We start from the raw sequence: 21,673 nt of genomic DNA, 5'->3' as shown, positions 1-21,673 counted from the left end.
ATGTACGGCAACCGCGACCAGATCCGCACCCAGTTCGTCGACGCCTGGCAAAAGGCCCAGGCCGGCGAGGCCCTGTCTGATCTGGAACAGCAACTGGTGGACGTGATCTCGGACCACCCCGAGTACCACGACTACCTGAAGGACCGCGAGACCGCGCTGACCGGCGAGTTCCCGCCGGAGCTCGGCACCTCCAACCCGTTCCTGCACATGGCCATGCACCTGAGCCTGCGCGACCAGGCGCGCACCGACCGCCCGGCCGGGACCCGCCAGCTGCACCAGGGGCTTTGCGCCCGCTTTGGCGTCATGGATGCCGAGCACCGGATGATGGAGTGCCTGGGCCAGGTCCTGTGGGAAGCCCAGCGCAGCAACGCCGCGCCGGACGAGAATGCCTACCTCGAGTGCATCAAGCGCCTGGCGAGCCGCTGACCGCGGAACCCGACCCGCCCACCGATACCGGCCGTCGGTCCAGACCCCACCGGTCCAGCAATACCAGCATGGCGGGCGTGAACAGCAGGGTCAGCGGAGTCGCAAACAACAGCCCTCCGGCGATGGCCGTCGCCAGCTGGACCCAGAACCCTGTGACCGGCGCGCCGACGTAGAAGTCCCTGCCGGAAAAGTCCACCGTCCACGCCAGCACCATCGGCAACAGGCCGAGGATGGTCGTGATCGCCGTCAACAGCACCGGCCGCATCCGCTGCGCGGCCGCGCGCAGGGCCGCCTCCATCGCATCCAGCCCAAGCCTGCGCTGCTCGTTGTAGGTATCGATCAGCACGATGTTGTTGTTCACCACGATCCCCGCCAGCGCCAGCACACCGATCCCGCTCATCACGATGCCGAAGGGCTCCCCGCGCAGCAGCAACGCCAGCAGCACCCCGGCGGTGGAAAACACGATGGCCGAGAGCACCAGAAAGGCCTGGGAGAAGCGATTGAACTGGGTCACCATCATCGCGAGCATCAGGAACAGCGACAGTCCGAACGCCCCCAGCAGGAAGTTCGTGGCCTCGGCCTGCTCCTCGGCCTGACCGCGAAAGCGCAGCTGCACCTCGGCGTCCAGCTCCATGTCGGCCATCCGGCCTTCGAGCGCACGCTGGCGCTCGTCTACCAGATAGCCGGGGGCCGCATCCGCCTCCAGGGTGTACGCACGATGGCCATCGCGGCGCTTGATCAGGCCGGTCGCCGGCACCGGCACCAACTCGGCGAAATGGGCCAGCGGCACCAGCCCGGTGGCCCCCGGCAGGTTCAGGCCCGCCAGCTGCTGAAGATGGCGCTGCGCGGCCGGCAAGCGCAAGCGGATATCAACCTCCTCGTCGCTGTAGTCCGGACGGTAGGTTCCCAGCAAGATCCCGCTGGTGACCAGTTGCACGCCCTCGCCCAGCAGCGGGACATCAACCCCGAAGCGAGCCGCCTGTTCACGGTCAAAGCGCACCTCCAGCTCCACCCCGGGCAGGGGCAGGTCGTCGGTCACGTCCACGAACCCGCCGAGGGCGTCCACCTCGGCGCGCAGCTGCCGGATCACGGGTGGGATCCGGTCGGGATCGGCACTGGCGGCCTCGACCACGATCGGGCGACCCTCGCTCGGTCCACGTTCCTGGGCCCTGAACTGCAGGCGAATCCCCGGCAGGTCCGCGGTCCGACGGCGCAGGTCTTCGATGATGGCCGAAGCCGGTGGCCGCTGCCGCCAGCCAATCAGCTCCAGCTGAATGACCCCGATCACGTCCTCGGCATAGTCGCCCTGCAGACGACCTAGCTGGGTCCCGATGGTGCGCGCGTAGACGTGGCGGATCTCGGGTACGCCGTGCAGAGTGCCCTCCACCTGGCGGACCAGGGCATCCGCCTCCCATACCGAGAGATCGCCGCGTGCCTGCACCTGGACCTGCACGAAGTCAGGCTCGACCTGCGGGAAGAACTCCACGCCCCGGCCCTGCGTGGCATACAGCGCGTAGGCCACCACGACCACCGCGACCGTCCCCGCCAGCGTCCAGCCGGGATGCCGCACTAGGGATTGCAGCAGGTGGATATAGGCGCGCGTAATCCCCTGCAGTTCGTCGTAGCGTCCCTCCTCCGCCGCGCGCACGTAGCGCGTCTGCGCGGCGTTGATCGGCCGGCTCTGCCCGATCACGGCACCCAGCGCCGGGATAAAGACCAGTGCCATCGCCAGCGAGGCGATCAGGGTCACGATCACGGTGGCCGGCAGGTAGACGATGAACTCGCCGACCATGCCGGGCCACAGCAGCATGGGCGCGAACACCGCCAGCGTGGTCCCAATGGCCGTTGTGATGGGCCAGGCCATGCGCTGGGCGGCCGCGCGGAATGCATCCGCCCGCGCCATGCCCTCGGCCACATAGCGATCCGCCAGCTCCACGACCACCACGGCACCGTCCACCAGCATGCCCACGACCAGGATCAGGCCGAACAGCACCACCACGTTCAGTGTGAAACCCATCAGGTAGATCACCAGGATGCCGCCGAGGAAGGCCCCGGGAATCGCCATTCCCACCAGCAGCGCCGCCCGCGCCCCCATCATCGCCAGGATCACCAGCGCCACGATCAGCATCGCGGTTATCACGCTGTTCTCCAGGTCCCCCAGCAGGTCGCCTACATCCCGCGCCATGTCCTGCAGGTAGGTCACCTCCACCGCTTCCGGCCAGTCGGCCCGGGCGGCCTCAATGGTCGCCCGGGCAGCGGCCACGACCTCGAGGATATTAGCCTCCGAGGCCTTGCGGATCTCCAGCGAAACCGAAGGCTGACCATCGATGCGGGTGAAACCCTCGGGGTCGCGGTAGGTCTGACGCACCTCCGCGACATCGCGCACCCGCACCACCGCATCGCCCTCCACGCGGATCGCGGTGTCCAGCACGTCGTCGACATCATCAATGGTGCCCGGCACGCGCAGCGGAATACGTCCGGCCCCGGTGTCCAGCGCGCCGGCCGCCACCAGCCGGTTGTTGCGCTCGATCGCGCGGGTCAGTTCGCTGAAGGACAGTTCATAGGTCTCCAGCACCAGCGGATCGACCAGGACCTCCATCTGCTCCTCGCGATCCCCGCCGACATCCGCCTCCAGCACCCCGGGGATCGCCTCGACCCGGTCGCGCAGCTCGCGCGCCAGGCGCACCAGCGCCCGCTCGTCCAGCGGCCCGGAGAGATTCAGCGTCAGCACCGGAAACAGCGACAGATCGACCTCGGAGACGCTCGGCTCCTCCGCACCCGCCGGCAGCTCGGGGCGCACCTGGTCGACCTCCTCGCGCAGGTCCGACAACGCCTGGCGATTGTCCCAGCCCGGCTCGAAGTCCAGACGCACCAGGGCAAAGCCCTCGCCCGCCCAGGACTGCATCTCGTCCACCCCGGGCAGTGCCTGCAGCTCGCGCTCCAGCGGCCGCAGCATCAAGCGCTCGGCGTCTTCCGGGCTGACCCCGGGATACGGCACCGAGACAAAGAAGATCGGGACATCGATCTCCGGTGCCGCCTCCTTGGGCACGATGTGGTAGGCGGTCGCCCCCAGCACCAGGATCAACAGAAGAAAAAGCAGTACCGTCCGGGCATGTGCCACCGCCCAGGCGATCAGGGACCTCACGGCGCCGCCCCGTCCACCGATTCCGGCACCGACGCCCCGGGGTCCACCTGCGCCGCTTGCGGGCGCACCGGCTCGCCATCCGTTACGAAACCGTGGCCGATGGTGATCACCCGTGCCTGTTCGGGCAGGCCGGTCACCCAAACGCCATCGGCCGCGGCCCGGATCACCTCCACGGCGTGGAACACCACCCGATCCGCCGCGTCGACCGTCTTCACGCCCACACGCCCGGCGTCATCCAGCCCCATCCAGGCCGGGGACAGCTTGTGCGCCTGCACCACGGCGGTCGGGATCTCGACGCCGGCACTGATACCCGACGGCAGTGCCTCGTCCGGGTTCGGCACGGCAATCTCGACGCGAAAGGTCTGCGTGCCCGATTCGGCCACGCGCGAAACGAACCGCACCTCGCCCTCGGCACGCCGTCGATCAAGGAAACGGATCCGCGCCGGCTGGCCCGGCTCGACCCGCCCGATCTGGTGCTGGGGGACATGCACCACCGCCAGGAGCGGGTCGTTGTCGACCACCTCCGCCACCGGGTCGCCGCGACTGACGAAGTCGCCGCGATCCGCCAGGCGCTGATTCACGATGCCCGCGACGGGTGCGACGATCCGCGTGTTGCGGATGTCCAGCTCGATCGCCTCGAGCTCGGCCCGTGCGGCCTCGCGCTCCGCCTCGCGGGCCTCCAGTTGGGTACGCGAGACATGGCCCTGGTCGTGCAGGCGCTGGGCCGCCTCGTATTCGCTCTCCGCCCCGCGCAACCGGGCAATCGCCTGCCGCCGCCGCGCCTCGCGATCATCCATGCGCAGGTTCGCGAGTTCATCCCCCACATCCACCCGCGCCCCGCGGGCCACGGCCCATTCCGCGACCTGGCCTTCGGTCTCCGCCCGCACCATTACTCGCAGATCCGGTTCCACCCGCCCTTGCAGCACCAGCAAACGCTCTACCGGCTCGGCCGTGAGCTCCGTTACCGCCACCGCCATGGGCTGGGGATCGCTTGCCCGCGGCGCCTCCTCCGTCTCGCGCCCGAGCATCCCGGAGACGATCCAGACCACCACGAGCACCATAATGCCCAGGGCGATGAACAACCGGGACTGAGCGCGCAGGCCCTGCCAGACAGACCCGCTCACGCTACGCTTCCAGCCGCGCCCGGACGAACTGCACCAAGAACCCGGCCCCGGGTCTCACTGTGCACCACCGAACAGCCGCTGCCACCAGCGCCGGCGACTGCCGGTGGGGGGCACCGCGACCTCGAGATCCACCGGCGGCACCCGCGACACGACCCAGCCCGGCAGGACCCGGAGCCCGGAGGAGCCGCAGCTGGAGCCGAGGTTGTTGGGATCGAAGATCTTCACGAACTCCGGATGCTCGCGGTCATCGACGTACACGATCCCGCAGTAATCCTCGTCGTGATCACGCCGCAAGAGGGCGTCGACTTCGTCGACGAAACGCCAGAAGGTCTCCTCCGGCACCGGCTGATCCGGGACATCGTCGCCCACCGCATAGACGTACCATCCGGCGTCCGCGCGCTCGCGCAGACGCTCCCACAGTTGGTCCAGCTGCTCCCAGTATAGGATGCCGGTGGACCCGGCCTCGAATCGTTGCAGGAAGTCGAGTTCGGGACATTGTTGCGCGGTGGACATAAAGGGCATCCGGGGGTCGCCAGCATAAGCAAACATCGTAGGCCCCCACCCCGGATGCGACAAGCCGGTGGAAGCGGATCCGACCCACGCTTGCGTGGAACCCCGAACCCGCGCCAGGCTCTTAGTCCAAAGAGCCGCCATCGAAGACGAATCCGCCATGCGAACGATCAGCCACTCCACCTCCCTGCGCGCCGAGCCGGATCGGGTCTTCGAGCTCCTGAGCCACGTCCCCAATTTCGTGGACCTGTGCGACCACGTGGAACATATCGAGCGGCTGGGCGATGACTGCTACCGCTGGACCATTCGCGCCGCCGGCATGCGCATGGGCTTCGACGTCGAAGTCTGCAGCGCCATCGCCCCCGAACACTTCGCCTGGCGCTCCATCCGCGGGATTCACAATCGCGGCAGTTACCGGCTGACCCCTGATGGCGAGGGCCATACGCGGGTGGACTTCGAACTGGAGTACAAGCTGAATCCGATCCTGGATGCCGCCGTGCGACGCGTGGCCCAATCGCTGGTGGAGCGCGTATCGGAGCAGCTGATGGACCGCGCCCAGCAGCGCCTGGACGCCCAGGCGCCACGCGCCTGACGGCCCTACAGGCCAGCCGTCAGGCGGTTTCCACCGCCCCGGAATCGCCGGCAGCCTCGTTCAATAGATCGCGCAGGGTGCGTCCATCCAGACGCTCCCGCCGCGCCACATCGACGTCCTTCAGGGTCCGCTCCACCGCCGCACTGCCACGCAAGCGGCGGATCGCGCGGTCGTCGGTGTCCGCGCGCAGGGCCTCCAGGATCTCGTCCACACGGATGGCGTCGAGATCCCGCGCCGGGACCAGCTGCTGCCCGTCCTCGCCCGCCTTCAGCAACAGCCCGGCCTCCTCCAGCCGGCGCGCGGAGCCTCCCAGGGCATTGCCCGGGACGGCCAGCGCCGCGGCGACCTCGTCCAGCGTCGGCGCCGGATGCCCGTCATGGAAGCGCTGTCCGACCTGCTGCATCAGGTGCAGGCCCATGCGCTCGCGCCCCGCGCCGGACAAGCGCAGGCGGATACCCCGCACGTTCATGTATTCCGGGTGCTGCACGAAGAAGGCGACGTTCGCCCCGATCAGCAGGATCAGCCAGGCGAGATAGAGCCAGATCAGCAGCATGATCATGATCGCGAAGCTGGAGTAGATCGCCGCATAGCGGGTCGAACCCGCCACCATGTTGGCGAACACCCAGCCAACGCTCTGCCACAGCAACCCGGCCACCACGGCCCCCAGCAGCGCCGGGATCACCTTCACCCGGGTGTTCGGCACAAACACATAGATAAAGGCAAAGGCGGCGATGATCAGGAGATAGGGCACCAGCCGCGAGATCTCGGTGATCAGCATGCCGACGGGCCCGATCCCGGCGACCGTCTGCATCGCCGCCGACGACATCACGGTAGCGGTCACCCCCAGTGCGGAGACCACCAGAACCGGACCGATCAGAATCACCGACAGGTAGTTGGAGAAGCGCTGGGCCAGGCTGCGGTTGTTCTCCACCCGCCAGATGGCGTTGAAGGCCAGCTCGATCTTCTGCACCAGTGCGATGACCGTGTAGACCAGGAACAGCAGACCCACGAAGCCGAGCACGCCCACGCGCATATTGTCGACAAACTCGAGCACATTGTGGGCAATCTCCACCCCCTGCTCGCCCAGCGGCTCGAGCACGCCCAGCAAGAATGGTTCCACCGCGTTGTGGGCACCAAAGGCCTTGAGCACCGAGAATGACAGCGCCAGCAGCGGCACCATCGACAACAGGGTGGTGAACACCAGGCTCATCGCGCGCAGCGTCAGCTGCCCCTCGGAGACCTCGCGCACCAGCGCGAAGACACCGCGTACCATCCCGAGCGGGACTGCCTTCCAGCGCGGCAACGCCGACAGATCCGTGTCATTGACCAGCTCGGTCAACTGGCGGCGCCGGGCATCCAGGCGCTCGGCCCAGGCTATGCTGGCCACGCATCACTCCCGTGGATGGGGGGTTCCCTCACGCGCCGTTACTTCTGCTGCCATTGGCCGTTGCCGTCCTGGTACCAGTAACCCGAGGGGGCCTCTTCCACCCAGACGCGGGCAAAGGTCTCGCGGATCTGGCGTTCCCAGTCCGGACGGTCATTGGCCCGGGCGATCTCGCGGTAGAGCGAATCCCGATCCGAGTTCTCCTCGCTGACCAGTCGCTGCACGGTGCTGCGATCGCGCAGCGGAACCTCGGAGAGATCGCGGATCACCACATCCGCGTTGTTACCGAAACCGATCGCACCGCTGCGGAAATGCGGTGCCAGCTGCGGCCCCCGCTCGCGCAGCGAGGCCCGGATGCGGTTAATGGCCGGGGTCTCGATCTGCAGGTCCGGGCTCTGCGCGGCGGCCGGGCTCACCAGGCGTTCCAGCACCCACACGAGCACCGGCGCGGCGCTCGCCGTGCCCGTGTGGCGCGGCTCCGACGGCGGCAGCTGCACACCGGACTCGGACTCCGGTGCCGGCTCGGCCTCGGGCACCTGCAGCGCATCCCGCACGATGGCGCGCGCCGCCTCCTCCGCCGCTGCGGTGGGGAAGTAGATATTGATGGTCACGCAGCCCGCGAGCAGCGCGAACATCAGAGCCAGTCCCGGAACACTCCACAAAGCCTTCATGCCTGTCATCCCTTGTTCGGGCGGGTGAACCCCGCATGTGCCCAATCTACACCATCATCCTGAACCGTAACCAAACACCGCGGCTGACTCATTGCACGACCGGCCCCTCGCCGCCCTGAATCTGCGCCAGGCGGTCGATCAGTTCCGGCCAGTCCACCCGGCGGTTGTAGCCGATCACCTCGATCTGCGGCAGGCCACCGCCCTGTACCAGCACGAACCCGCCGTCCGGGCGATCTGCCACCCCGGAGGCCGTGCACACGTCCCCGCGCAGTTCGCAGCGAAAGCCCAGGCGGCGATAGCTGAAGTTCTCGAAAACGCGCAGGAAGATCGACGAAGCCGCCGCCTGCAGGCCGCCACCCAGCTCGGTGATGTTCTCCACCGCCCGCTGGCTGATGCGCCGCCGTCCCGGATCGTCCATTGGCGTCATCAGCTCCAGGTCCATGTGCACCGGCGACCAGTCCACCATCACCAGGTCGTTCACGTGCCCCGACAGCCGTCCCTGGATCCGGCCGATATCGAAGGCCCGCGTGACCAGTTCCAGGTCCAGGCGCTGGATCTGCGTGGACAGCCCGAGCTCCGGTGCGTACCCGAACAGATCGTGAATATAGACATCGCGCAGCACCACCTCGCCATCGAACACCTGGACCAGCAGCCGCCCATCCACGTTCAGATCACCGTCCTCCAGGCGCACCCGCGGGATCATCCCGGCCACCTGACCGGAGAAGCGAGGCCAGCCTAACACCCCGGTCAGCGACTCCAGACTGATCGCCCGAATCCCCCCCTGAAACTGCACGTCCGGCCCGGTCTCGGTCTGCTGCACGCTGAAGGCCCCGACCCGCAGGCCCCCATCGAGGATCGGGATCTCGGTCGCCTCCAGCAATTCCAGCCCCTGTGGCCGCGCACGCACCCGGGCGGAAAACCCGTCGAACGGCAGGCCGTACAGATGGGCGGCATCAAAGCCGATGCGGCCGGGGCCACCCGGCACGGTGGCGGACCAGTCCAGCTCGCCCTGCGCACCGCTCACACCAAAACGCCCACGCCGGTCCTGAGCCTCGACCCCGGACCATTCGAGCCGGGCGTAGTGCGGCTCGGAGGCTTGCACCTCGACCTCGCCGCTCATACGGCCTGCGGCATCCAGTTCGCCCAGGGCTGTCCCCACCAGCCACGGCGACAGCACGGTCTCGTAGATCACGCCAAGTGCCCCGACCTCACCCCGGAACTGGCCATCCAGACCACGTTCGGGCGCGAAGGCGAGGCCCTGTCCCTGCAGCGAGGCCGCCTCGCCATAATCCAGTGACAGCGACTCCGCTCGCACCGCTCGGCTCTCGCCGTCCACCACCACCCCGCGGGCGTCCAGGGTCAGCGGACCTTCGGCATCCAGATCGACAAACCAGGGATCGACGAACACCACACCCGCTGTCAGTGCCAGATCAACATCCCAGCCGTCGGCATCGCCCGCGAGGCGCAGCCGGCCGTCCAGTTCTTCCCCAGCCTGCAGGCCCAGATCGTCGCTAAATGCGAGATCATGCACAGTCAGCGTGACCTCGGAACGCCCGCGTTCACGCCAGTGCAGCGCGAGATCCGCCGTGCCCTGCCCCAGATGCACGGGCAAATCCATTGGCAGGCGCGCCGACCCGGCCAGGGCCGCCAGGTTGATCCCCGCGAGATCGGCCCGCACATCCCAGCCGCGGGCGGGATCCAGCCGCACGTGGAAATCACCCTGCGCCCCGAACCAACCGGGCCAGGCACCCGCCAGCGCAAGCGCGCCCGTCTCGCGCCCCCAATACAGGCCTACCGGGGCACCCCGCAGGTGCAGATCCCCGGCATCACCCCAGAGTCGCGCCGTATCGCAGCGGACCTCGGCACGACTTACCTGCAGATCACTGCATTCCACGCGCAGGTCTTGCAGGGTTCCGATGGGCTCGGGGAGTTCGACGCGATCCGCGCGGATCGCCAGGGACAGGCCTTCGCGCGTCCATTGCACACGGGTGCGCAGGCCATGCGCGTCAAGATCGTCGCGCAACAGGGATTCGATCCGCAGATCCAGCTGGATGCCGCCATCGAACTCCGCCTCCGCATCCGCGGCCACGGCCACACCCGCCAGCAGAAAGAGCACCAGCCCGGCCGCCGCGCCATACAAGCCCGGTGCACGGCGCAGCGCGAGCATCAGGCCGGGTCGCCCCGCTCCGGCAGACGGTCGCGTAGCGGCCGTGCCAGGCGGGCCAGCCATTCGCGCATCGCGAAGCGCGACGTCTCCAAGGCCTCGAGGGTCGGCAGGAAGTCCTCGACCCGCCGTGGATCGCTCATGGGGCCGCGAAAGCCGGTCGGTGCCGGGTCGGCCGCCAGGCCGGCACGTTCGAAGCAGGCCAGGGCACGCGGCATGTGCAGGGCCTGGGTCACCACCAGCACCCGTTGCACGTCGCTTTGCTGCAGGCGCTGGCGGGTGTGCGTGGCGTTCTCGCAGGTGTTGCGCGAGGTGCTCTCCAGCCAGCGCACCGGCACCCCCAGATCGGTTTGCAGGGTGGCCGCCATCAGCTCGGCCTCGGAGCGCCGCCCGGGCAACGCGCCCGGACGCCCGCCCGAGACCAGCAGCGGCAGCCCGGTATCGCGGTGCAGCCGGGCGGCATGGCGCAAACGCTCGTGGGTCTGGGGGTTCAGGGCGTCGCGGCCGCCGTCCTCGCCGCGTCCGGGCCAGCGTCCGCCGCCCAGCACCACGATGGCATCGGCCCGCCCCACCGCCACCACGGCATCGCGCAGCTCGCGCTCGATGGCGTGCGCCAGTGGCTGGGCAACAACATTCAGGCTTGGCAGCACCAGCGCCAGCAGACCGATCGCCAATAACGGCCGCCCCCCGCGCCAGTCGGCGCGCCAGAAGGCGACCCCGACCAGGGTCAGCGCGATCCCAAGCCCCGGGGGCAGCAACAGGTATTCGGCAACCGTCTGCAGGGACGCGAGCACGGCGCTCTCCGCCTGCGATCCGCCCTACTTCTTGCCCGGGGAATAGAGGTAGTGGGCGTACGTCGCCACGTCCTCGGAGACCCGGCGGATCAGGTGATCCAGGCTGATGATGGCGAACTCCAGCAGGTTCACCGCGATGTACGGCTGCTCGACGCGCAGGCGGTCGTACATGGAGCGCGACAGGCGCAGCAGGCGGGTATTGTCGCTCAGGGCGCGCATGCGCACGCCGCGGGGCACGCGGTCAAAGAACGACATGGACCCGGCCAGCTCGCCGGTTTGCATGCGACCGACCTCGATCTCCTGGTTGCCGTCGTCGTGGTACAGCGCGGCGGTCCCGCTGACGACGAAGAACAACGACTCCCCGACCTCGCCAATATCGGCGATCACCTGCTTGTGATGGGTTTCCAGCACCTCCAGGTATTCGAGAAGGATCTCGACCTCGGCCGGCGTCAGCGACGCCGAGATCGGGTGTTTGGAGAGGAATTCGGTCAGCAGTTCCTTGGACATGGAGAGGCTTCCTTCTGACGGGTCCGCAGTAGAAGTGGGAGTACATTAGAGTATAACGAACGCGACCCCGGGACGGGGCGACCAAGACCACCGGGGAGGTACCGCTTGATCGACATCGATGCCCTGCGCCGCCACCTGCCGCGGCGCCTGCGCGACGGCCGGACCGTCCTGCTCGTGGCCGACACGGATAGCCAGGAAAGCCCTCCGGGCGTGGAGCAGGAGAGCGTCGCGGCATTTCTCGAGCACCCGCCCGGGCCGCGCGTGCCGCTGGTCCTGCTGCCGGATACGCTGAGCGCACTGGACGTCACGACGGGCCAGCAGCTCCTGGGCGGGTTGCGCGACCGCTGGGCCGACGAGGTGCTGATCCTGCATCGGCGGGACGACGAACGCTGGGGCCTGAACGATTTCCTCGCCCTCGGTTTCCGCCACGACCCGGAGGCCGAGGCGGCCGCGCCGGATCACACGGTCTATCGCACCAGCCTGTACGACTACAAGCTCACCCCCGACTGGCTGAACGCCCGTTTCTGGGCCAACCCGGAGATGTGGGACAAGCGCCGCTGGTAGCGGCGCCCGGCGGACGAGACGCCATACGCCTAATCGTCGTCGGGGTTCAGGCGCGGATGCGTCTCCTCGCCCCACCACCAGACCACGGCGCCGGAGGCAAACATCGCGATCACCACGAACCAGAAGCCCCAGACCACCGACCCGCCAATATGGGCCACGATGCCCAACCCGAAGGCCCCCACTCCGTAGCCAAGATCCCGCCAGAAGCGGTAGGTCCCGATCGCCGAACCGCGCCAGTTCGGGTGCGCGATATCCGCCACTGCCGCGCTCAGGTTGGGATACAGCAGCGCCATGCCGAGACCGGTCACCGCCGCCGCGAACGACCACCACAGCACGCCCTCGCCCAGCAGCGTCAGGGCCACCCCGCCGCCGCAGATCCACATGCCCCAGATAATCGGCTGCCGGCGGCCAATATGGTCCGACAGGCGGCCGGTGAGGAACTGCGATCCGCCCCAGACAAACCCGTAGATCCCGACCACCCAGCCGATCGCCGCGAGGCTGAGCCCCTGCTGGTAGAGGAACACCGGATAGAACACCCACACCAGCGCATCCACGAACTTCTCGACCAGCCCCGCCTGACTGAACGCGGCCATGCGCCGGTCGCGCCAGGACATCAGCGTGAACACCTCCCAGGTGCTGGGCGTATCGGAGATATTCTTCGAATACCGCGGGATGGGCCCAGTGGACTGCCCCGCGGCATGCCGCGCACCCTCGGCCTTCGCCCAGTCCAAGGTCTCGCGCACAAACAGCACCGTCAGCACGATCGCCAGCGCGATCACTACCAGGCCAAAAATCAACAGCCCCATGCGCGGACCGAACGCTGCAGCCATGTAGCCCGTCACGATCCCCGCCACTGCGACCCCGACATAGCCGGAGAACTCGTTCATCCCCATGGTGAAACCGCGTTCATCGGCACGGGTGATGTCCATCTTGGCCGTCTGGGTCATCGACCAGGCCAGGCCCTGGTTCACGCCCAACAGCACGGTCGCGGCCACGATCCAGCTCCAGGACGGCGCGTAGAGAATCATGAACGGGATCGGGATCGCCGCCACCCAGCCCAGCATCAGGACGGTCTTGCGGCCCAGCCGTTCGGACAGGCGACCGGCAACAAAATTGAGCGCCCCCTTCACCACGCCAAAGGCGACCACAAACGCGGTCAGCAGCATGAACGAGCCCTCGGCCACCCCGAATTCGCTCTCCGCCAGGGCCGGCACGACCGTGCGCATCATCCCGATCGTCAGGCCGACGAAGAAAACCTGGATCAGCTGCTGACCGAACTGCCCGAGGTTCTCCCGGATCCCGTGCGTCAGGTGGGCATAGGCCTCCGCGGCCTTGTGATGGTCCGTCATGGCGAGTCCCTCTTGTTTCCGATCAGGCCGCGATGTTCGCGGCAACGTAGGCATCCATCCCCGAAGGACGCGGCGGGATGTCCTGGGTCAGGAAATCGACGAACGCCTCGCGGTCGCGGATCCCAAGCCCCGGGTTGAAGCGCTTTTCGAAGCCCAGGGTGGACGAGGGCTTGCCGGACAGGCCTGCGCCACAGACGCTCCCGGCATAATGGCCCGGGTAGATCTCCAGCTCGTCCGGCAGACCCAACAGGCGTTGCTGGAGGCTGTCGTACAGGCGCCCTGCCATCTCGCGCTCGCGGCCGGCCAGGTCGGGCCGCCCGATGCTTCCGATAAAAAGTGTATCGCCGGTCAACACGAACCAGGGCTGATCGCCGCGACGCTTGTCGGTAACCAGCAGGCACACGCTGTCCTCGGTATGGCCCGGAGTATGGATCACCTTGACCTCGACATTCCCGGCGGCGATCCGCTCGCCATCCTCCAGCGCGTGGAAGTCGAACTCGACCACCGAGCGATCCGACGCGTGCAGGCAGTACTCGGCTCCGGCACGCCTTGCCAGATCACGGCCGCCGGAATAGTGGTCGGCATGGATATGCGTATCGATCACGTGGGTGATCGCGACACCCGCCTCGCGGGCCCGCTCCAGAAACCAGTCCTGATCGCCGTCCACCACATCCACGGCAATCGCCTTCCCTAGCGATCCACAGCCGAACAGATAGGACAACGACGATTCCCGCGTGGGCAGCTGATGGAAAAACATGACGTGCCTCCTGGACCGATTTCCGGTCTCTCCCTGGGTTAGTTGGATTCCGATTCCTGGGTAATGGGCAGACCCTGATAGCGCCATTCGGCGACGCCATCCTCGAAGCGGGTCGCCTGGAACCCGTGCGCGGCCAGGATCTCTACAGCCTCGCTGGCCATCAGGCAGTAGGGACCGCGGCAATAAGCCACCACCGGTCGGTCGGTCGGCAGCTCGCCGAGCCGATTGCGTAGCTCGCTGATCGGGATGGATCGGGCATACGGCAGATGGGCGTTCGCGTATTCCATGCCGGGACGGACATCGAGAACGATGAGATCGCCCCGACGCGCCTGTTCCAGCAGTTCGGGGCCCGCCATCGGGGCCAGCTCGCCAGGGCCCTCGGCCATCTCGCGGGTCGCGGCCTGCAATTCGAGCAGGCGCTCCTCCGCCAGGGTGCGCAGCATTACCCAGAAATCCGCGACATGCTGATCCACCAGGCGATAGAACATATGGCGCCCTTCGCGCCGGGCCGCGACCAGCCGCGCCTGGCGCAGCTCCTTCAGGTGGGCACTGGTCAGCTTCACGCTGAGCTCTGCATCCGCAGCCAGCTGCTCGACGCTCTTTTCGCCCTGCACCAGCACCTCGATCAGTTCCAGGCGTTTCGGGCTGGCCGCGGCGCGCGCGATGCGGGCCACCTGTTCGTACAGCAGATCCTTGAGTTCACGTCCGGACACAGTGTGCATTCCAATATTCATTGGAATGAACGATAGATGACCCAGGGATCGCACGCAAGTCCGGTGATGACCCGGATCTGGCCGCGGAGGAATCCTCCCACCACCAGGGGCGCGCTGGATCGGGCCCTCCGGTTTCTGGGTGATTTTGGGGTCTCGCCTATTCCTGAGTAGTTTACTCGGGAACTTCAATTAGAAGTTGCTTACTAACTTAACGAGCAACCCGTGCCTTCGGGCACACTTCCCCTGCAACAGGAGAACGTCATGAGCCAACTGATCAACAACTTCCCGGCCGACGGTGTCGTCACCATCAACCGCGTGATCCTCAAGCCGGAATACACCATCGACGATCTGCAGGAACGTGTGGCCGTCCTGTGCGAGAACGTAAAGACCTATCACTCGGATACCGGCTTCGTCGGCGGCTTTGTCGCGCTGAACTCCGGCTCCGTCTCCAATGAAGGCTCCACCATCGGCCAGGCGGTCGAGAGCCCCATGAAGGACAAGGAAGCCCTCATCATCACCTTCTGGAATAGCTTCGACGAACACGAAGCGTCGCACCAGAGCGAGACCTTCCAGCCCCTGTTCCAGCAGGTACTGGAACTGTGCGAGAACGGAAACGAGGAGATCGCCTACGAGATGCTCTGGTCCGGCGCAGCCTACGATCCGGAACAGGCGAGGGCCGCCCGCGAGGCGAAGGAAACCCACGCGGCCTGAGGGCCGCTATTCAGGCACGATCGTCTCTCCGACGACCGTACCCATGGCCGGGGCCTTGCGCCCCGGCTTTTTCGTGTCTGGCGCGCCGTCATGTCCCCTACCCGGATGATCGGCTATCCGCGCACGAGCGCCGGCGGGCTCACGCGCGCGGGACGTCGTCGTCCTGCTTCGCGTCCTGTATCTCCGGGGGCGAGGCCAGGGTGTGATTCTTCTCGTCGTAGCGGCCCTTCAGCTCGTCGGTCTTGCTGTGCTCCCACAGCGGCACCCCGACAAAGTAGCCGGCGCGCCCGATCGCGTGCGCGGCCACCGGTGCGGTGAGCAGCAGGAAGCCAATCACCGCCACCGCGCGGGTGGTGACCCCGCCGTCGCCAAAGTAAACCGCCACGCCGACCATCATCAGACCCGCCCCCAGCACACCGGCCTTGGTGGTGGCATGCAGGCGCATCGGCAGGTCGGGCATGCGCACCAGACCCAGCGCCGCGACCACCATGAACGCGGCCCCGACGACCAGAAACAACCCCGTCAAGAACTCAGTCATCGTCCCGGTGCCCCCCTTTCTCCAGGTAACGGGCAAAGCCCACTGCGGCCAGGAACGCGGTCAACGCCAGCACCATGGCCACGTCGATGAACGGGGTGCGGCCACTGGAGATCACGTAGACCGCGATGAAACCGATGGTCAGCGACGCAATCAACTCCAGTGCCACCACGCGATCCGGCAGCGTCGGCCCCAGGTACAGCCGCCAGAACCCCAGCACCAGGGCCAGGCTCAGCAACGCATTGGAAGCAATAATAGCGATATCGAACATCGGACCTCCCCGCGCCTAGTGGGCCATGCGGTTAATAAGGTAACGCTCAGCCGTCGCACAAGCGTTGTGGGCAAGGCGCGCAAGCGCAGGACTGGCCTTCGCCCATTCAAGCGAGCGGAACGCGGACCACGGCGCTTGTGCGACGGCCCTTCGGGAGCCACTGTGCTGGCGCGACTCGGCGTTGCGTTTCTTGGCAAGGACGCTGCCATTCCCTGCGAAACGCGCCTTGATTCGCGCCAGCACAGTGGCTCTGAGCGTTACCTTATTAACCGCATGGCCCACTAGCGCAGGATCTCCAGCGCGCGGTGTTCCAGGTACTTGATCGAGCGGATCACCGCATCCCGGTCCTCGAGGTACATCACGTGGATGTACAGCACCTTCTTGTCGGTGGAGACGTCCAGGCTCAGCGTCCCCGGCGTCAGCGAGATCAGGTTGGCGACGATGGTGATCTCGCCATCGGTCTTGGCATCCAGCGGGAAGGCAATCACGCCCGGCACCATGTGGTGAGTCGGCGTCATCACGTCGTAGGCAACCTTGAGGTTCGACAGGAACAATTCCCACAGGAAAAACCCGATAAACCCGATGAATTTCGGCACCCGCCGCGCGTAGCTGGCAAACCCCGGCTTGTCACGCAGGGCAAAGGCCAGCAGCACGTAGCCCAGGAAAAATCCGACCAGCAGATTGCCGGTGGTAAACGTCCCGGTCAGAAAGACCCAGATCAGGGCCAGCGCGATGTTCCAGGTCAGCGCGATCATTGGCGGGCCTCCCCGAGTACCGCCTCGATATACTGCGACGGATCCAGCAACTGCTCGGCCGACATCAAAGCCATCTGGTAGATCGGCTCGCCGTACAGGCCGATGGCCACGGTCATCAGCGCCAGCATGATCACCGGGACCCACATCCAGATCATCGGGCCGGACGTGACGTCAAGCGTCTCGCCCTCGACCCCTTCCGGCTGCGCCTTCCAGAACACCTCGGCCCAGATCTTGATCATCGAGTACAGCGTCAGCAGACCCACCACCAGCGCGACCGCCACCACCCAGTAGGCCTCGGCTTCGATGCCCGCGCGGATGATGATGAACTTGGCAAAGAAACCCGACAGCGGCGGCAGCCCCGCCAGCGACAAGGCCGGAATCAGAAACAGCACCCCCAGCATTGGATGCGTACGGTAGATCCCGCCCATCAGCTTCAGCTCGTGGGTGCCCTTCATCACGAACGTGATCCCGCTGATCAGGAACAGATTCGCCTTCACGATGATGTGATGCATGATGTAGAACACCCCGCCCACCAGGGCCAGCGGCGTGAACAGCGCCAGACCCATGATCATGTAGCCGATCTGGCTGATGATGTGAAACGACAGGATGCGCCGGAATTCGTAATGCGCGGCCGCCCCGAGCACGCCGGTCAGCATGGTCGCCGCTGCGACCCACAGCAGGATCTCGTGGGTGTAGTCAACTTCCTGATTGAAGATCAGCGTGAACACGCGGTACAGCGCGTAGACCCCGACCTTGGTCAGCAACGCCGCGAACAGCGCCGAGACCGCCACCTTCGGCGTGTGGTAGGACGCCGGCAGCCAGAAGAAGAACGGGAACGCCGCGGCCTTCACCCCGAACGCGACCAGGTACAGCATCGCGATTACGGTCACCAGACCGGTGTCCTCGACGGTGGACAGCTTGTCGGCGATATCCGCCATGTTCAGGGTGCCGGTCAGCCCGTAGGTCAGGCCGATCGCGGTCAGGAAGATCATCGACGACAGCAGGTTCAGGGTGACGTACTTGATCGCCCCTTCCATCTGCGCGCGTTCGCCACCCAGGATCAGCAGCGCGAAGGAGGCGACCAGCATCACCTCGAACCACACGTAGAGGTTGAAGATGTCGCCGGTCAGGAACGCGCCATTCACCCCCGCCAGCAGCAGATGCAGCAGCGGGTAATATCCGAACTTCTCCGACATCTTGCCAATGCCGGAGAGCGAATAGATCGCCGTGGCGAAGCCGATGATACCGGTCAGCACCACCATGATCGCCGCCAGCATGTCGGACACCAGCACGATACCGAATGGCGCGGGCCAGGAGCCCATCTCCATCACCACGTGCCCGTGCTCCCAGGTATCCGCCAGCAGCCACACGCTGACGGCCAGCATCAGCCCGGTACCGAGCACGCCGAGGGCCCGCTGCGCGAAGTGCGAACGCCACAACATCACCGACAACGCACCGACCAGCAGCGGCACGATGATCGGGAGGGCCACGGACATCATCATCGATCGGTGTCCTTCATCTGGTCCATGTCATCGGCCTGCACCACTTCGTAGGCGCGGTGGATCAGTACCACGGCAAACGCCAGCACCCCGAAACCGATCACGATCGCCGTCAGCACCACGGCCTGCGCCAGGGGATCGGCCGCGACCCCCTCGGGCACCGTATCTCCGGGGGAGATCAGTGGCGGCGCGCCCGATGTCATGCCGGCGACGGTAAAGATCAGCAGGTTGGCGGCATTCGACAGCAGCACCAGGCCGATCACCAGCTTCACGATCGAGCGGCGCAGCATCATGTAGATGGCCGCGGCATAGAGACCGCCGACCACGAAGGCCATGACGACTTCCATTAGTCCTCCGCCTCCGCGAGGTTGAGCATGATGGTCAGCACCGAGCCGATGACCACCAGGTACACCCCGATATCGAAGATCAGCACGGTCGAGAGCTTCATCTCGCCGAAGATCGGCGCAGTGAACTCCCACCACTGGGCGGTAAAGAAGGCCTGCCCGCGAAACACGCCGGGAATGGCACTGATCACCGCCAGGACCATGCCGGCACCCAGAAGATCCCGAGGGTCCACCCGCAGCACCTTGCGTGCCGACTCGGTATCCATCGAAAACAGGTACAGCAGGATCGCCGCCGCCGCGACCAGCCCACCAATGAAACCGCCGCCCGGCTCGTCGTGCCCGCGCAACAGCAGGAACACGGAAAACAGCAGCAGTAGCGGCAGCAGGAAATGTCCCGCGGTGCGCAGGATCAGGGAATGCATGTTCATCGGCGGTCCTCCGCGCGGAAACGAAGCATCGCGTACACCCCGATCGCCGCCAGCGCCAGCACGAAGATTTCGCCCAGGGTATCCAGTGCACGGAAGTCGACCAGCACCACGTTAACGATGTTGCGGCCGTAACCGGACGGCACCGACTCGTCGATGAAGTACTGCGAGATGGAGTCGAACAGCCGCGCATCCACGGTGCTCAGGATCAGCAGCGTGATCATGCCGCCCATCACCAGCGCGATCCCGGCGTCACGCAGGCGCAGCGCGGTGGACGACAGGTTCAGGAAGCCCGGCAGCCGGAACAGCACCAGCACCAGCAGGATCACGGTCAGGGTCTCGACCAGCACCTGGGTGATGCCGACGTCCGCCGCGCTGTAGAGCACGTAGACCAGCGCCACGGTGAAGCCCAGCGAGCCCAGGGCCGCCACTGCGCCCAGTCGCGAGCGGGTCAGCACCGCGAACAGCGTGGAGGCCACCAGGACCGCCAGGATGGCGATCTCGTGGACCTTCAGGCGCTCGAGATTCAGCGACCCGACGCCGACCTCGAACAGCTGGGCGGTGACCCCGACCAGACCCGCGGTCACCACGACGATCACGATCACGTAATAGCGCAGATAGCCGTTCTGCAGCACTCGGGTCTGCCATTCGGACAGCCACACCAGGCCGTCCATCATCTTGAAATAGCCGTTCTCCGGGCCGAATTCGGCGACGCGATCGACCCAGGCCAGCGCGCGGCGCGCCTGGTCCCAGCGCCAGTAGAGAACCCCACCGGCCACCAGGCTGAAGGCGGAGATCGCCAGCGGCCAGTTCAGGCCGTGCCACAGCGACAGATAGCCGTCGACCGGCGCGCCCTGCACGCTGGCCGCCGCCGCGTTGATCAGGCCCTCGTCGGCCAGCCCCGGCCCCAGGCCGAAGATCAGGCCCAGGCTGGCGAGCACCGCGGGGCCCGCCAGCATGGCCACCGGGGCGTCGTGCTGCGGGGTCTTGGGCGTGTCCACCTTCGGCCCGAACCACGGCCGGATGCCGACAATCGCGGCGACCGCCACCCCGAGGATCGCGGTCAGCACCGCCAGCAGGGTCAGGATGCCGACCAACCCCGGGGCCCCAAGCACCGACTCCAGCATCAGCTCCTTGGCGACAAAGCCGAACAGCGGGATCACGCCACCCAGCGACAGTGCCGCGAGGACCGTGAATGCCGCCGTCACCGGCAGCGTGCTGCGCAGTCCGCCGGTCTGCAGGAAGTCCTTGGCCCCGGCCTCGTGATCCAGGATGCCCGCGACCATGAAAAGCGCGCCCTTGTACAGGGAATGCGCCAGCAGGAAGGCCATCGCCGCCATCAGAGCGGTTTCGGTGCCAATACCGATCAACATGGTCAGGGTGCCCAGCGCCATCACCGTGGAATACGCCAGCACCTTTTTCACGCCCGTGGAGCGGTAGGCCAGGAACACACCGGTGAACATGGTCACCGAGCCGACCAACACCAGCGTGGTGAACCAGACATCCGTGCCGCCCAGCGAGGGATTCAGGCGCGCCAGCAGGTAGATGCCGGCCTTTACCATGGTGGCCGAGTGCAGGTAGGCGGAGACCGGCGTGGGCGCCGCCATCGCGCGCGGTAGCCAGAAATGGAACGGGACCTGTGCCGACTTCGTGAAGGCCCCGAGCAGGATCAGGAACAACAGCGGCAGATACAGCGCATGCTCGCGCACTACATCGCCGTTGGAGAGGATCTCGGAGATCTCGTAGGAGCCGCCGGCCATCGCCAGCATGATGATGCCGGCGAGCATTGCCAGACCGCCGCCGACGGTTACGAACAGACCCTGGAGCGCGTACTTGCGGGCGTCTGCGTTCTCGTGGTTGTAGCCGATCAGCAAGTAGGACGTGATACTGGTCAGCTCCCAGAACACGAACATCGCGATCAGGTTATCCGCCAGCACCAGCCCGAGCATGGACCCCATGAAGGCCAGCAGAATCACGTAGAAACGGCCGAGATCGCGATCCTTCTCGAGGTAGCGCCCGGCGTAGGTGACGATGAAGAAACCGATGCCCGAGATCAGTAACGCAAACAGCAGTGACAGGCCGTCCACCAGGAACGAGAGCTGGATATCCAGCCCCGGCAGCCAGGGCCAGGCCAGCACGATGGATTCGCCGCTGGAAACCGCCGGCAGGAAACTCAGGAAATAGACGAACAGCCCGGCCGGCAACAGGCCCAGCACCCAGCCACTGGTGCGGCCGGTCAGGCGGTGGATCGTGGGCGCAAACGCCGCCACCAGGAACGTTGACAGAATTGCGTACAGCATCCGGTCAGCTCAGTCCTTTCAGTTCCGGGCCAAGGCACGCGGCCGCGACCGCGCATGTGAGGGTCCTTCCGATCCTGACGGGGCGAGCCGATCAAGGCGCACCAGGGTCAAATCGGTCGCGGAAGCCTACCGA

Annotated in this window: 22 protein-coding genes; 4 read left to right on the top strand and 18 right to left on the bottom strand. The window is 66.6% G+C overall.

Translation table 11 applies throughout. The features are described from left to right. A complete protein-coding gene (locus tag F792_RS0109875) occupies positions 1 to 426 on the top strand; it encodes a DUF1841 family protein (protein WP_018169449.1) in 426 nt (141 codons plus the stop codon). Here the strand turns inward: F792_RS0109875 and F792_RS0109870 are convergent. From F792_RS0109870 to F792_RS0109860, 3 genes are read right to left on the bottom strand one after another with little or no spacing between them, the layout of a single operon-like run. After that, a complete protein-coding gene (locus F792_RS0109870; RefSeq protein ID WP_018169448.1) occupies positions 404 to 3,571 on the bottom strand; it encodes an efflux RND transporter permease subunit in 3,168 nt (1,055 codons plus the stop codon). The genes F792_RS0109875 and F792_RS0109870 overlap by 23 nt on opposite strands. Then, the gene (locus F792_RS0109865) at positions 3,568 to 4,695 is read right to left on the bottom strand and encodes an efflux RND transporter periplasmic adaptor subunit (RefSeq protein WP_018169447.1); all 1,128 of its coding nucleotides are present in this window, start codon (positions 4,693 to 4,695) and stop codon (positions 3,568 to 3,570) included. Before F792_RS0109865 ends, F792_RS0109870 begins: the two co-directional genes overlap by 4 nt. 54 nt (positions 4,696 to 4,749) lie before the next feature. After that, positions 4,750 to 5,208 (bottom strand): hypothetical protein, encoded by a 459-nt coding sequence (locus tag F792_RS0109860; protein ID WP_018169446.1) that lies wholly within the window; start codon positions 5,206 to 5,208, stop codon positions 4,750 to 4,752. 157 nt (positions 5,209 to 5,365) lie between these two features. On the opposite strand from F792_RS0109860, the gene F792_RS0109855 reads away from it, so the two are divergent. After that, on the top strand, positions 5,366 to 5,797 hold the full coding sequence (locus F792_RS0109855) for an SRPBCC family protein (protein WP_018169445.1): 432 nt from the start codon (positions 5,366 to 5,368) through the stop codon (positions 5,795 to 5,797). A 19-nt stretch (positions 5,798 to 5,816) separates the two neighbouring features. On the opposite strand, the gene F792_RS0109850 is transcribed toward F792_RS0109855, so the two are convergent. From F792_RS0109850 to F792_RS0109830, 5 genes are all read right to left on the bottom strand, one after another. Next, on the bottom strand, positions 5,817 to 7,184 hold the full coding sequence (locus F792_RS0109850; protein WP_018169444.1) for a YihY/virulence factor BrkB family protein: 1,368 nt from the start codon (positions 7,182 to 7,184) through the stop codon (positions 5,817 to 5,819). Between the two features lie 38 nt (positions 7,185 to 7,222). Continuing rightward, the gene (locus tag F792_RS0109845; RefSeq protein ID WP_038084712.1) at positions 7,223 to 7,852 is read right to left on the bottom strand and encodes a YdbL family protein; all 630 of its coding nucleotides are present in this window, start codon (positions 7,850 to 7,852) and stop codon (positions 7,223 to 7,225) included. A gap of 88 nt (positions 7,853 to 7,940) precedes the next feature. Next, a complete protein-coding gene (locus tag F792_RS0109840) occupies positions 7,941 to 10,019 on the bottom strand; it encodes a hypothetical protein (protein WP_018169442.1) in 2,079 nt (692 codons plus the stop codon). Further along, the gene (locus F792_RS0109835) at positions 10,019 to 10,810 is read right to left on the bottom strand and encodes a YdcF family protein (protein ID WP_018169441.1); all 792 of its coding nucleotides are present in this window, start codon (positions 10,808 to 10,810) and stop codon (positions 10,019 to 10,021) included. The genes F792_RS0109840 and F792_RS0109835 overlap by 1 nt, the downstream gene beginning before the upstream one ends. A gap of 24 nt (positions 10,811 to 10,834) precedes the next feature. Then, positions 10,835 to 11,317, bottom strand: coding sequence for a Crp/Fnr family transcriptional regulator (locus F792_RS0109830; RefSeq protein ID WP_018146053.1), 483 nt, complete (start codon positions 11,315 to 11,317; stop codon positions 10,835 to 10,837). Positions 11,318 to 11,422: 105 nt separating this feature from the next. On the opposite strand from F792_RS0109830, the gene F792_RS0109825 reads away from it, so the two are divergent. Continuing rightward, positions 11,423 to 11,881 carry a DUF6231 family protein gene (locus F792_RS0109825; RefSeq protein WP_018169440.1) on the top strand — a complete coding sequence of 153 codons (459 nt, stop codon included), beginning with the start codon at positions 11,423 to 11,425 and terminating at the stop codon, positions 11,879 to 11,881. Positions 11,882 to 11,910: 29 nt separating this feature from the next. Here the strand turns inward: F792_RS0109825 and F792_RS0109820 are convergent, their stop codons facing one another. The 3 genes from F792_RS0109820 to F792_RS0109810 are packed head-to-tail and all read right to left on the bottom strand — an operon-like array spanning position 11,911 to position 14,709. After that, complete coding sequence (locus F792_RS0109820) at positions 11,911 to 13,230, bottom strand: MFS transporter (RefSeq protein WP_018169439.1); 1,320 nt, start codon at positions 13,228 to 13,230, stop codon at positions 11,911 to 11,913. Between the two features lie 22 nt (positions 13,231 to 13,252). Then, on the bottom strand, positions 13,253 to 13,987 hold the full coding sequence (locus tag F792_RS0109815) for an MBL fold metallo-hydrolase (RefSeq protein ID WP_018169438.1): 735 nt from the start codon (positions 13,985 to 13,987) through the stop codon (positions 13,253 to 13,255). 38 nt (positions 13,988 to 14,025) lie between these two features. Continuing rightward, positions 14,026 to 14,709, bottom strand: coding sequence for a metalloregulator ArsR/SmtB family transcription factor (locus F792_RS0109810; RefSeq protein WP_018146057.1), 684 nt, complete (start codon positions 14,707 to 14,709; stop codon positions 14,026 to 14,028). A gap of 252 nt (positions 14,710 to 14,961) precedes the next feature. On the opposite strand from F792_RS0109810, the gene F792_RS0109805 reads away from it, so the two are divergent. Continuing rightward, entirely contained in the window at positions 14,962 to 15,411 is a 450-nt protein-coding gene (locus tag F792_RS0109805) for a hypothetical protein (protein WP_018146058.1), read from the top strand. Positions 15,412 to 15,550: 139 nt separating this feature from the next. Here F792_RS0109805 and mnhG read toward each other — a convergent pair whose 3' ends face one another. The 7 genes from mnhG to F792_RS0109770 form a co-directional block, all read right to left on the bottom strand. Then, a complete protein-coding gene (gene mnhG / locus F792_RS0109800; RefSeq protein WP_018169437.1) occupies positions 15,551 to 15,949 on the bottom strand; it encodes a monovalent cation/H(+) antiporter subunit G in 399 nt (132 codons plus the stop codon). Then, positions 15,942 to 16,217 carry a cation:proton antiporter gene (locus tag F792_RS0109795; RefSeq protein ID WP_018146060.1) on the bottom strand — a complete coding sequence of 92 codons (276 nt, stop codon included), beginning with the start codon at positions 16,215 to 16,217 and terminating at the stop codon, positions 15,942 to 15,944. The genes mnhG and F792_RS0109795 overlap by 8 nt, the downstream gene beginning before the upstream one ends. A 281-nt stretch (positions 16,218 to 16,498) precedes the next feature. Next, the gene (locus F792_RS0109790) at positions 16,499 to 16,972 is read right to left on the bottom strand and encodes a Na+/H+ antiporter subunit E (RefSeq protein WP_018169436.1); all 474 of its coding nucleotides are present in this window, start codon (positions 16,970 to 16,972) and stop codon (positions 16,499 to 16,501) included. Beyond that, positions 16,969 to 18,474 carry a Na+/H+ antiporter subunit D gene (locus F792_RS0109785; protein WP_018146062.1) on the bottom strand — a complete coding sequence of 502 codons (1,506 nt, stop codon included), beginning with the start codon at positions 18,472 to 18,474 and terminating at the stop codon, positions 16,969 to 16,971. Before F792_RS0109785 ends, F792_RS0109790 begins: the two co-directional genes overlap by 4 nt. Beyond that, on the bottom strand, positions 18,471 to 18,818 hold the full coding sequence (locus tag F792_RS0109780; RefSeq protein WP_018146063.1) for a Na+/H+ antiporter subunit C: 348 nt from the start codon (positions 18,816 to 18,818) through the stop codon (positions 18,471 to 18,473). The genes F792_RS0109785 and F792_RS0109780 overlap by 4 nt, the downstream gene beginning before the upstream one ends. Further along, positions 18,818 to 19,243, bottom strand: coding sequence for a Na+/H+ antiporter subunit B (locus F792_RS0109775; protein WP_018146064.1), 426 nt, complete (start codon positions 19,241 to 19,243; stop codon positions 18,818 to 18,820). The genes F792_RS0109780 and F792_RS0109775 overlap by 1 nt, the downstream gene beginning before the upstream one ends. Continuing rightward, positions 19,240 to 21,540 (bottom strand): putative monovalent cation/H+ antiporter subunit A, encoded by a 2,301-nt coding sequence (locus tag F792_RS0109770; protein ID WP_018169435.1) that lies wholly within the window; start codon positions 21,538 to 21,540, stop codon positions 19,240 to 19,242. Before F792_RS0109770 ends, F792_RS0109775 begins: the two co-directional genes overlap by 4 nt. Between the last annotated feature and the right edge of the window lie 133 nt (positions 21,541 to 21,673).

The sequence above is a fragment of the Thioalkalivibrio sp. ALMg9 genome, from assembly GCF_000380625.1.
Taxonomy (GTDB): domain Bacteria; phylum Pseudomonadota; class Gammaproteobacteria; order Ectothiorhodospirales; family Ectothiorhodospiraceae; genus Thioalkalivibrio; species Thioalkalivibrio versutus.
This window is presented reverse-complemented; position numbering and strand designations above follow the sequence as displayed.